Genomic DNA, 12098 nt, shown 5'->3' with positions numbered 1-12098 from the left:
ATATGAAGTGAATGTTGCAAATTGCGAAAAAAGTAAGGTATGTAACTAGTCATGTTAATTACACGAAGAAGTTGTTTTCATGAAAGATGGACCTGGTTGGATCTACATCCATATATATCGGTTAATGGAGACAGAAATTGGAGAGGGGTTGTACCACAGTTGGACCAAAGTACATTACAGTTATCCGGACCTGGACAGGAGAACGTAGAAGAAGTTCAGGATCAGGCTACATTCATGCAGGGGGTGAAAGATTGTATCCCAACCCTGCTGGGTTATTTGAGTATTGGCTTTGCAGCGGGTGTCATTGAAATGACCGCAGGTCTGAGTCTGGCAGAAACGGCTCTGCTCAGCCTGATTTTATATGCAGGATCAGCTCAGTTCATTGCAGCAGGCATGCTCGCATCGAATGGATCAGCACTAGCAATCATGTTCACCATATTTTTTGTGAATCTTCGTCATTTGCTGCTCAGTGCAGCTGTATCACCATATTTTCGTCATCTGACCCCGCTTAAAAATATGTGGATCGGTTCATTGCTTACGGATGAGTCTTTTGGCGTGGCGATGACACGTGCGATTGGCAGGAAAAGGCTTAGCGAACGCTGGATGCACGGTCTGAATATTACCGCATACCTGAACTGGTTCGTGGCTAACATGGCAGGAGCGTACTTTGGACGCTGGATCACCAACCCGGAACGACTGGGTCTGGATTATGCCCTGCCAGCGATGTTTATCGGACTGGTTGTACTTCAGTTGGTACACCGCAAAAATAAAAAAATACACATTAATGTGGCGATTATTGCCGTGGTCTGTGTAATCTTCGCCAGTATGGCTTCACTTGGCAGCATGAGTGTAATTGTGGCTGCAGTGATTGCGGCAACGATGGGAGTGTTCATGGAACGATGGAAGTAAGATGGGATGTATTCTGGATTATTATGGGCTCAGCACTGTTAACATTTATCCCGCGTGTTCTGCCACTGATGCTGTTTAGCAAAATACAGATTCCAATGTGGTTGTTACGCTGGCTGGAGTATGTACCCGTAGCTGTCATGGCAGCATTGATTGGTCAGGAGCTGTTCATCTCAGACAACCAGTTGGTGCCGCTTACGCACAATGCAGCTCTGTGGGCCTCCCTGCCTACGATTGCAGTAGCGATCTGGACACGCAGTCTGCTCGGAACCGTATTGGTCGGTATTGTGGCCATGATGATTTTGCGATATTGGATGGGGTAGTTGAACTAAAATAATTACACTAACCCCTTTGATGACAGAACAACCTTCCGATCACTGTTATCCCCAGATTTTTTAATTCACTTTTATAAAGGTTGAAAATCTTGGGATAGCGTATGCTTTCGATGCAGCTTTCTTTCAGAAAGCTTTCAGGCGAAGTGTATGCTTTCGAAGTAGCCTTCTTGCAAAAAGCTTTTAGCTTCGCTTCTTCAGGTTCCTTTCTGTCCTCTACGTTCTCGTGTAAATGGCTAGTTCAACTTATATAAGTTGAATTATAACATCCGGTAATTCCTTCGCCTGATCGGTTAATACTGTTCTATAGAGGACAGATAGCCTATCTGAGCGAAGGGAGCTGGAATCATGAGTGAACGGAAGCGCAAGCTGTTAATTACGGGAGCTGCCGGAGTCATTGGTCGCAGTCTGTTGGAGGGGCTGAGAGCCAGAGGCGCGTATGATATCGTTGCAGTGGATCTGCGTGAGGATGAGGAAGCTGGCATTGTAGCCATGGATGTGACAGACGGGGAACGCCTGAAAGAACTGATGCATGGGGTTCACACCGTTCTGCACATTGCATGGGCCAAGGATGAGGAAGATTTTCTGGGCAAAGTTCTGCCAATCAACGTAACTGGAGCCTACCATGTGTATGAAGCAGCACGGTTGAACGGTGTTCAACGGGTGATCTTTGCAAGTTCCAACCATGCGACTGGCTTCTATCCTACCGGTGAGGATATTGGAGTGGACGACCCGTACCGACCGGACAGCTTCTATGGACTTAGCAAATGTTATATTGAACTGTTGGGACGGTATTACGTCGACAAATATAGTCTGTCCTCATTCAACATTCGAATCGGAAACTTCTCAGGGGATACCTACCCGCACTCGGAGCGCTCGGCTCACATCTGGATATCACCAAGGGACATGGTCCAGCTCGCTGAATGCTGTATTGAAGCGGATTCGGGTATGAAGTATCTGAATCTGTACGGGACTTCAGCGAATACTGACAATTACTATGATATCCGATACTTGGCGCAAAAGATTGGATACCGTCCACAGGATGATGCGGCCAAGCTGTGGGAAGAGGCGAAGCTTAGGGGCGTACCCGATAAACAGGATGAGACGGCCTTTCAGGGCGGAGGCCATGTGGAGAAAGAACCGGAAGATTCATAGGATGGCGATATCCAATGATGAAAACGCTATTTTCTATTCCGGACGAAAGGGATAAAATGGAGACTGAGGTGTTCAGTGTTTCCATTTTGCACAAGAGGAAGGAACGATTTCAATCATGAGTACAAGTCCATCCGTTATATTGTTTCAGGGAGACTCGATTACAGATGGGGGAAGATCACGCAATGACGATCCGAATCATTTTCTCGGACACGGATACGCGTATCTGATCTCCAGCAAACTGGGTATGGAACTGGCGGGCAAGCATAAGACGTTCTATAACAGAGGCATCAGTGGGGATCGGGCATCCGATCTGTATGCACGTTGGAATGAGGATACCATTAGTCTGAAACCTGATCTGATCAGCATTCTTATCGGGGTTAATGATGCCTGGCGCACAATGAATGGTGAACCTAGCGGGGTAACGGATCGTTTCGGACGAGCGTATCGCCATTTGCTTGAAGAAACAAGGGAAGTGATGCCGGATACGGGGCTGGTTATGATGGAACCGTTTATCCTGAATACCGGGGCAACTGCTGAGAAATGGGAAGCCTGGGAAGAGTCCATCGGCCAATATCAGAAACTGGCTCAAGGTCTTGCTGAAGAATTCGGAGCGGTGTGGGTGCCATTGCAGCAGACGTTTAATGACGCTCTGGAGCAGGCAGACGCAGCGTACTGGTTATGGGATGGCGTACATCCAACCGCGGCAGGTCATGAGCTGATTGCACGCCAATGGTTGTCTGTTGTACAGAATTCTCCGCTTGCAATTGTGTAACCAAAACGAATATTTAAGAATATGAGATAGCCATAAAAAGCCTGTGTTAACAGGCAGAATGCAACGGAGGACCTGATAAAGGTCCTTCGTTTTTTTGGGTTAGGAAGGAGAAGGACATGGCGTAGTGGAAAGGATTCTAATGGATAATTCTTCAAAAATGCTATCATATCCGGTAGAATGAAATCGATTACATTATAATATGGTTATGACAATCCATTAACGAAGAGTGGTGAATCCAGTGGAAGATTCCATTCACGAAATCGAACATGAACATATAAACCAATGTGGAAATGAGAGTAAAGCAGCGAGCTCCCTAAGTGCTGATAAACTCTTAGAGAAGTTGCTCCGGCCTGAATTGGCTACGTTATACACGGACTTGAAGGCTTATGGTGAACGCGCATTGTTGGAACCCTTGCCCTCCTTGTCGTTCCGTCTATATAGCCAGTTCAGTGATACGGGTGAGCGGAAGGCTTATGAGCAGGCTTATTTCGATCGAAGGGGCAGGCTGGCTGCTGTGGCGATGCTCGCTTTGGACACGGCGAGGCCGGATGCACTGCAAGCGCTGGAAGAAATGTTGTGGGACGTGTGTGGTGAGTATACGTGGTGTTTGCCCGCACATCTGGGTACTGGTGAGGTCATCCAGGTGAAAGGCAACATCGATCTGTTCGCCGCAGAGACGGTACATATGCTGGCTGAGATTGTGACGATTCACGCCGAACGACTGGACCCCCTTGTCATAGAGCGAATCAGGTTCGAAGCAGAGCAGCGAATCTTCACTCCGCTTTACCGGGATCAACAGAAGTTCCACTGGCAGACAGCGGATCATAACTGGTCAGCAGTCTGCGGGGGCTGCTGTGGTATGGCCGCATTGTTGCTGCTTCAGGATGAATCCACACTACGGGAATCGATCTCCCATACGGTCAACTGCATGAATGCATTCCTGAGCGGATATGGCGAGGATGGCGGCTGTGCTGAAGGCATTGGATATTGGGTATATGGATTTGGCTATTTCACCTATTATGCCGAAATGCTTCGCGAGTATAGTGAGGGTGAACTGGATCTGCTGACAGGTTCCAAAATAGCAGCCATCGCAGCCTTCCCGCTGCGGGTTCATCTGTCGGGCGGCACATTCGTGAATTATTCGGACAGTGCCGAGCAGGAAGAGATTCCTTCCGGATTGCTCTCCTTGCTCGCGTCCAGAGTGGGATTGCAGGTAGATCTGCCGCTTCACATTCCAATGCTTACCGATGATCCCTGTCATCGCTGGGCACATCTAGTGCGGAACGTGATGTGGAGCGATCCGGCAGTCTATGGGGATAAAGGTGCCTTTGCACAAGCTGAACGAGGATTTATTTTTCAAAATCTGGGCTGGATGATGGCAAAGGGAGCGCTCGATTCTCCCAATACAAAACGTACGAACGACGCACCCCTTCATGTGGCGATGTCCGTTAAAGGTGGACATAACGATGAACCTCACAATCATAATGATCTGGGACAGTTCATTATCCATTGCGGTGGTGAGAATATCCTGTGTGATCCAGGAGCAGGGTTGTATACCCAAGCATATTTTGCGCCAGGCAGAGAGCAGTTGTTCCACATCTCGTCATCTGGGCATAACGTTCCGCTCATTGAAGGTCAGGAGCAAAGCTCGGGCCGACAAGCACAAGCCCATGTGTTAGAGGCAAAGTTGGCAGAGGGTGGCGGTGAACTGGATACAACATTGGATCTGACATCCGCATATCCTGGTGCTGCTTCACTGGCTCGGTATACGCGCCAATTTCATTGGGAAATGTCTTCTGACGGTAGCAGAGATAGAGCGGAATTACGACTGATTGACCGTTTTCAATGGAAGAGCAGGATGGTGTCTTCGGGAGAACGATTCTCTTCGGAGGATGAATCAGATGCAGGATATTCAAGCATTGTGGAGCGATGGATGAGCAGAGTGCAGCCTGATGTGGTGAAGAGCGGTAATCTTCGCTGGCAAGGTGTACATGGAACGGTCCGTATGGCGTACGATGCGAACCACTGGCGAGTGTTTACAGAAGCCCTGGACACAGTTGATCATGACAATGTTCCAGTCACATTCTATCGGACGTCACTATCATGGACAGGTGTGATCGATGAGATGGACGTTCGGATAGAAGGCCCTGATCCACTTGAAACGGTATGTGAGGTACGCTTCATCATTGAATCGAAAATGGGAGAAATCGAGGTGAGCCAGTGTGAGTAAATATACATCTGCGTCCACATATCCATGGAAAAATGAACTTGAACGTTACCGTACGTTGGCGGAACAAGCGGGCACCGCTCCGGCAGACGGCTGGAATCAGGATCGCAAGCTGGTACTTGTGGAGAGGATTGCGCGCGCTTACAGACCATATCAGGACAGCGATGGTGCAATTATTGATCCATTTTCGGGTGTGGAGAGATATTATTCTACACCAGCCTATGCGATGGCTGCGGCAGTTCTGGTTGACGCAGGGCGTACGGATCTGCTTGATTCTGCCGCAGCGGCTTTGTCACAGAGCATTGATGCCGTGGTCAAAGGTAGCGCACCTGACAATCACCCTGATTTTTTCCCGGTACTCATGATAAGAGCCTACATGTTGTTGAAGTCACATCTGCCTGAACAAGCGAAGGTATGGGCTGAAGCACTCAAAACGATCGATCCTGAACAAGATTATGTATTTACAATGAGCAACATGAACAATCCCAATCGCATGATTAACTGGAACGCCATTATGATCTCTGGCGAATATCTGCGGTGGCGTGAACAGCTGGCGAGTGAGGATACTGCTTGGATGGATCGTTATCTGGAGGCCTATCATCTCCCCCGATTTACGGCGCTCGGATTGTATCAGGATGGACCGCTGGACCGTCCGAATTGCCCATTTTCCTATGATATTGCCACCCGTTATCATCTTGGGGTGATGCTTGAATCTGGTTACGAGGGAGCCACTGCTGATAGGTTACGTGAGCAGCTGCGCCATGGTGCCTACAGCTCGCTACTGACGCTATCACCGCTAGGTGAGATTCCACCGCGGGGTCGCAGCTCCCAGCACCAGTGGAATGAAGCGGCCGCCGCTTATGTATGTTCTACACATGCAACGCAGGCTCTGGAGGCCGGAGATCCGGTGATGGCGGGTGCCTTTGCACGTGCGGCTAATCGATGTTTTGCTGCTGTGGAGCGCTGGCAAATGGAGGATGGGCGCCTGAAAATTGTCCGCAATGAATACGCGCCAGAAGATCGCCACGGCTATGAGATCTATACCAACCATACCTGCTACAACCTGTGGACGGCAGCCGCCCTGGCTCACGCCTGTCTCAGTGATCCGGGGGACCAAGTGAGCCAAGTGTACCTTCCTTCCGAGGTAGGTAGTCGCGTTTTGCAGACTGATGGGTGGTTCGAAACGGTGGTTGCTTCCGTACCAGGTCAGCAGCTGGTATTGCATACCGCGATGAATGATCCATATACAATCCCTGGTTTGGTACGAATTCAGCAGACGGAATTGCCTGGGCTGATTGGTCCTTCCGCTGCCAGTCATGTGCAGGCCGGTTTCACGGAATTCGCCGAAGGGATGGTTCGTCCACTCAGTTACTGTCCTGCCTGGAAGACCCCGGATGGAATATGGCATAGCCTTGCAGAGGGAATTCCATCGGGTGGTGCATACGATCGGGATGCTGGATTAGACCCTGCCCAGGGAGGTGGGTCTATAGTGTATGAGAAAGTGCACCATGATACGCGGAATCAAATGGACCAGCATGTTGCACAAAGAGTCGCAGAAGATGTCGATAATGCCGTGGGGAACTCTTTTGCCGTGACATGGATTGGTCCCTTGCCTGGAATTAATGCTTTGCGTACCCATTATGTGCAACAAGCAGACTTGCTGACCATAACGTATGAATTCGAAGGAGAGATTGCGGCGGCAGGTGCACTCATTCCGTTAATGTTCCATGATGGTCGTGAACAGGCGGTGATTACCCATATGGATCATCGTGTGCGAACGGAGTATCGGGGGGCCTATGTAGAAACTGCAGCGCTGGATCAGGGGGCCACCATTCAATTGGAGGAACAGGCCGTGGCTTCCCGCAATGGTTTGCTGAAAGAAGCACGGATTGAAGTAAACGGAGTACGTCGTCTGTCATTGACGATTCGATTGGGCAAGGTTACTGAAGACAGCGTTTAGGATGAACTGGAGCATCTATCAAAGATCTCTGGTATTGAATCGAGGAGGGATACGTTCATGAATACATCAACGTCGGTAAAATGGCTCGAGGAAGCGTGGCAACAAGGAGCTGCCAAAACGATTCGGAATGCCAAGCGGATCAAGGATACATTTCCACACATTGCCCCGCAAGGGACGTATGACCGGAATGATCCGGAATGGTGGACAGCAGGTTTCTGGCCTGGGTTGTTATGGCTGGTCTATGGGGAATCACCGGAAAGTGAAGCGGTCGCTCAGCTGCATCGCATTGCCGAAAGTTGTGAGCGGCAACTGGAGGGTTGTCTGCGTGATCCTGAATCGGTGGATCACGATCTGGGGTTCATCTGGCTGCTTAGTGGCGTAGCCAACTACCGCCAGACGGGCAGCACGGATGGACGGCGGCGCGGCATGCTTGCCGCCAACCTGCTCGCTGCCCGGTTCCATGTGCGCGGTGAGTTCATCCGCGCCTGGAACTTCAGCTCGTCAGCAATGGATACGCGCGGCGTAGCCATCATTGACAGCATGATGAACCTGCCGCTGCTCTACTGGGCATCCGAGCAGAGCGGCGATCCTCGCTTCCGCTGGCTGGCGGAAGCGCATGCGGACACCGTGGCGCGCGAATTCATCCGCGCTGACGGGTCCATCTGCCACGTGGTGGAGTTCGATCCACACACGGGGCAGAAGCTGCGAGAGCATGGCGGACAGGGCCATGCTCCAGGTTCCGCCTGGGCGCGGGGCACCGCCTGGGCGTTGCACGGGTTTGCGCTGTCTTTCCGGTATACGGGCGAAGCCCGATATCTGGAGACAGCGGAGCGTGCGGCCGATTTCTTCCTCGCCATGCTTGGCGAAGAGATCGTGCCGGTGTGGGATTTCCGCGCACCTGCGGAGCATCAGGTGGCGTGGGACTCGTCCGCTGCGGCGATTGCCGCGAGCGGGTTGCTGGAGCTGGCGAAGCTGTCGCCACGCGGGGAAACCTATGCCGCCGCGGGAGAGCGCATCGTCCGCGGCTTGCATGAGAACTATAGCTCCGGCGACTCGGCAGCGGAAGAAGGGCTGATTATGCAGGGAACGGTGCATTACCCGGAAGGCCGAGGGCTGAATGTGCCGATTATATACGGCGATTATTTCTATATGGAAGCGCTGGCGAAGCTGCGTGGACGTGCGGGGTTATTTTAAAAATAAGAGTCAAGAACGATTCAGCATTTAATAAGTAGCGCAACAATAACACACCATCATCACCTGTCCGCCTGTGGCTGATCCAATACGAGGAACGCATGATATCTCTTCTATTGGAAACGGTGGACAGGCAGATGATGTGTAAGTTGTTTTCATGGAGAAGAATTCATCTTACTTGACAGGCATGCGTCTCAGGATAACAAAGTCGGCGGAAGACTGATCCGGATATCGCTGCGGAATAATCTCATGCACTTTGAAATCAGGGTAGTCGAAAAGATATTCGAACAGATTTCGGTCCTGGATTGTATCGATCCCCGGGTTGCCGTTTTCTTTCAAACGCGTGTAAAGCACCACCCATGCTGTTGAAGAGTGCAGAACATCATAGAGGGTGTTGCGAAAATCGATTTCATCCGTAATGTGATATAGCACATCCAGACAGACCGTCAGATCGGCTTGCAGGAAACCTCGGTTAATCCATAGGCCTGGTGTATACAGCATGAAGCTCTTGGATGAATCTTTGGCGAACTGGGAAGCACAGCGTTTTATCGAAGAAGCGGCGACGTCAACGCCCAGGTAGTCCTCATAATTCATGTGCTGCAACTGGTTGCCATCCCCACATCCAAACTCAATGACACGATGAATGCCTTCACGTTGAATCAGTCCATTCACGACTTCGGCCTTGAATTCAGCCAATACCCCGTATGAACCTTTCCCGGAAGTTTCACCTGAACGATATGTGTTCTCCCAATACCCGATGTAATCAAAAGGCTGACGCATATGTTTCCTCCAATTCTGTTAAAAGAAGTTCAAGACAGTCGATATACATAGGTTATGCACGTTAATCGCAGGTATGAACGGTTGAAACCGGAATAGAAGATAAATTAATTTCCATAGAATCCCTGAAAATTTCCTGAAAGTCTAAACATCTGGAAAGGACTTGCCGACATTAAACATAGGGTAAAAAATGATGATAATCGGGGGGAAATGATGTTAAAGCCAAGATTGACCAAGTACATGGTGATGATGCTGGTGTTGATACTGAGTATATCCAACGTAGGCTTGGCCGCTGCGGCAGACAAAGAACTGTCCAAAATTGTGGTTTCCAAGAATGAAATGTCGCTCGAAGTTGGTGATTCCAGTTCTGTTACGGTAACGGGGGTATACTCTGATAATACGTCAACAAACGTAACAATCAGCTCATCCTGGAGTACCAGTGATACTTCGATAGCAACTGTATATAATGGTGCAATTACAGCCAAAAAAGAAGGTACAGCTACGATTACCGCAGCGTACCAGGGCCAGAGCCAAACGGTTCAAGTGAAAGTAACGAAGAAGGTCAAAGCCCTCTCGAAGAACGTACAGAGTCTGGACTTGCGCACGGGAGATACGAAAGAAATTATTTTGACAGCAACGTATAGTGATAATGAAACAAATAGCGCGGCAGCAAGTACCGCAGAATGGTCTAGCAGTGATGAGAAGGTTGCTACCGTTGTGAATGGTAAAGTAACTGGACAAAGCGCGGGTACAGCTGTGATCACAGCCAAAGTCGGCAGCCAAAGCGTGACGGTCGATGTTAACGTTGAAGTGGTTAAGCGTGTAGATGTAAATAAACAACAAGTTAACTTGCTGTTGAACAAAAGTGAAAATGTAAAAGTAACAGCTACGTATCCAGATGGTACAACCAAAGATGTAACCGATCTGGCGGAGTGGACATCCAGCAATGAGAAAGTCGCAGATGTTCTCAAAGGTGAAATTACAGGATACTCGGCAGGTTCTGCCAAGATCACAGCCAAATATGGTACGAAATCCGTATCCGTTGACGTGGATGTAGATCTGACCAGCAAACTGAGTGTGGTAAATCAAAGTATTTTCTTCCGTTTGAGCGAGACAACCAAAACGGCTAATATCGTTCTTACGGCTTCGTATCCAAATAGCAGCGACGTGAATGTAACCGATCAAGCGACCTGGACATCGAGCAACGAGAAAGTTGCTACGGTATTCAAGGGACAAGTTACAGCCATTAGTGCAGGTTCAACAACGATCAAAGCAACCTACAGTGGTAAAACTGTAGAAGTTGCCGTGGACGTGGATACGGCAAGATATCTGGATATCAAAGATGTGAATGACAAGCTCGCCATGAGTGTTACGGGTGATAACAAGTCTAAAACATTGGTAGCCAATGCAGAATACATTGATGGAAGCACAGAAGTGGTAACTTCCAAAGCAACGTGGACTTCAAGCAATGCAGATGTTGTCTATGTATCAAACGGCGATCTCATCGCATACAAATCCGGTACAGCTACGATCACTGCAGCTTATGGCGGTAAAACGGTTAAATTTACAGTAAATGTAGACGTTCCGGACAAGTATGAGATGGACAAGAAGAAAGCATCTGTAGCCGTTGGAGGAACGACCAATGCCAAAGTACTGGCGTTGTATGGTGAAATATCCAAAGATGTATCCGAAGATGCAACCTGGAGCAGCAGCAGCGACAAAATCGCTGAGGTAGATAGCAAAGGGGTTATCACAGGTGTTGCGACAGGTAAAGTAACGATTACTGCGAAAATTGAGGGCAAAACGCTGACTCTGCCTGTTGAGGTAGGTATGGCTAGTGGTCTGGAAGCAGATGTGAACTTCGTCGTTCTGTCTGCCAAAGAAACACAGACCATCCTTCTAACAGGTACGGATGAGGACGGAAACACGCTGGATGTTACATCCGAAGCAACCTGGAAATCCAGCAATGCACGTGTAGCAGATGTGAAAAAAGGCGTGATCACAGGTAACAGCAGTGGTAAAGCCAACATCACAGCAGAATACGGCTCCAAAAAAGTGACGATCCAGGTTGAAGTGGATGTCATCTCACGTATTGAAGCTTCCGAGCCGGCTCTTTCCCTGAAATCAGGCGATACAGCTGATTTGACGGTAACTGCTTTCTTAAGTGACGGTAGCGAGCGTGATGTTACGGATAAAGCGGAATGGAAAACGAATAAGTACACGGTTGCTCAAGTAACCAAAGGCAAAGTCAAAGCTACAGGTGCAGGTAAAGCCAAAATCACAGCAAAATACGGCAGCAAGTCTGTCACGATTGCGGTCGATGTGGATACACTGAAATATTTGCAGACGGATAAAGTAACGTTGACCATGAAACCTGGTGAAAAGGTAACTGTGGCGGCAACTGCAACGTATGCCGATGGCAGTGAAGCCAATGTATCCAAACCGGCTCTCTGGAAATCTTCCCGTATTGCAACAGCATCGGTGAAAGATGGCATTATCCAGGCGAACGGCAAAGGTAAAGCAACGATTACGGTGACATTTGCAGGTGTGAAAACCAAAGTAACCGTAGTGGTTGAAGCGAAGTAATTTCTTTTGACAAATGTGTGAGCGTGAAACGCGTAATATCATAAAACGGTGATCCCAGTTTAATAGCTGGAATCACCGTTTTTTTTGTATATAAACTGGAGCGTTCTTCAATGCTGCTGAAAGCCCACCATTCGCCAAAGGTACCTACTATGAGTTTTGAGAATGCCTTTCTAAACACGGGCATCCATCCAG

General features: G+C 49.1%; 9 protein-coding genes. 8 read left to right on the top strand and 1 reads right to left on the bottom strand.

Annotated features, from left to right (window positions below; genetic code table 11):
- The first annotated feature begins 234 nt into the window (after positions 1 to 234).
- The 7 genes from ACTHPG_RS23945 (at position 235) to ACTHPG_RS23915 (ending at position 8546) form a co-directional block, all read left to right on the top strand.
- Complete coding sequence (locus ACTHPG_RS23945; RefSeq protein ID WP_440391871.1) at positions 235 to 909, top strand: AzlC family ABC transporter permease; 675 nt, start codon at positions 235 to 237, stop codon at positions 907 to 909.
- Positions 900 to 1229 carry an AzlD domain-containing protein gene (locus ACTHPG_RS23940; protein WP_440391853.1) on the top strand — a complete coding sequence of 110 codons (330 nt, stop codon included), beginning with the start codon at positions 900 to 902 and terminating at the stop codon, positions 1227 to 1229. The genes ACTHPG_RS23945 and ACTHPG_RS23940 overlap by 10 nt, the downstream gene beginning before the upstream one ends.
- A 357-nt stretch (positions 1230 to 1586) precedes the next feature.
- The gene (locus ACTHPG_RS23935) at positions 1587 to 2393 is read left to right on the top strand and encodes an NAD-dependent epimerase/dehydratase family protein (RefSeq protein ID WP_440391852.1); all 807 of its coding nucleotides are present in this window, start codon (positions 1587 to 1589) and stop codon (positions 2391 to 2393) included.
- A gap of 115 nt (positions 2394 to 2508) precedes the next feature.
- Complete coding sequence (locus ACTHPG_RS23930; protein WP_440391851.1) at positions 2509 to 3165, top strand: SGNH/GDSL hydrolase family protein; 657 nt, start codon at positions 2509 to 2511, stop codon at positions 3163 to 3165.
- Positions 3166 to 3403: 238 nt separating this feature from the next.
- Positions 3404 to 5395 carry a heparinase II/III domain-containing protein gene (locus tag ACTHPG_RS23925; RefSeq protein ID WP_440391850.1) on the top strand — a complete coding sequence of 664 codons (1992 nt, stop codon included), beginning with the start codon at positions 3404 to 3406 and terminating at the stop codon, positions 5393 to 5395.
- Positions 5388 to 7352, top strand: coding sequence for a glycosyl hydrolase (locus ACTHPG_RS23920; protein WP_440391849.1), 1965 nt, complete (start codon positions 5388 to 5390; stop codon positions 7350 to 7352). Before ACTHPG_RS23925 ends, ACTHPG_RS23920 begins: the two co-directional genes overlap by 8 nt.
- Positions 7353 to 7409: 57 nt before the next feature.
- Positions 7410 to 8546: a glycoside hydrolase family 88 protein gene (locus ACTHPG_RS23915; protein WP_440391848.1), complete on the top strand. Its 1137-nt coding sequence runs from the start codon at positions 7410 to 7412 to the stop codon at positions 8544 to 8546.
- A gap of 171 nt (positions 8547 to 8717) precedes the next feature.
- On the opposite strand, the gene ACTHPG_RS23910 is transcribed toward ACTHPG_RS23915, so the two are convergent.
- Positions 8718 to 9323: a methyltransferase gene (locus tag ACTHPG_RS23910; RefSeq protein ID WP_440391847.1), complete on the bottom strand. Its 606-nt coding sequence runs from the start codon at positions 9321 to 9323 to the stop codon at positions 8718 to 8720.
- Between the two features lie 210 nt (positions 9324 to 9533).
- On the opposite strand from ACTHPG_RS23910, the gene ACTHPG_RS23905 reads away from it, so the two are divergent.
- On the top strand, positions 9534 to 11906 hold the full coding sequence (locus tag ACTHPG_RS23905) for an Ig-like domain-containing protein (RefSeq protein ID WP_440391846.1): 2373 nt from the start codon (positions 9534 to 9536) through the stop codon (positions 11904 to 11906).
- Positions 11907 to 12098: the final 192 nt, after the last annotated feature.

The sequence above is a fragment of the Paenibacillus sp. SAF-068 genome, assembly GCF_051967555.1.
Taxonomy (GTDB): Bacteria; Bacillota; Bacilli; order Paenibacillales; family Paenibacillaceae; genus Paenibacillus.
The sequence above is the reverse complement of the archived record's forward strand: the minus strand, read 5'-3'. Positions and strand labels throughout refer to the sequence as shown.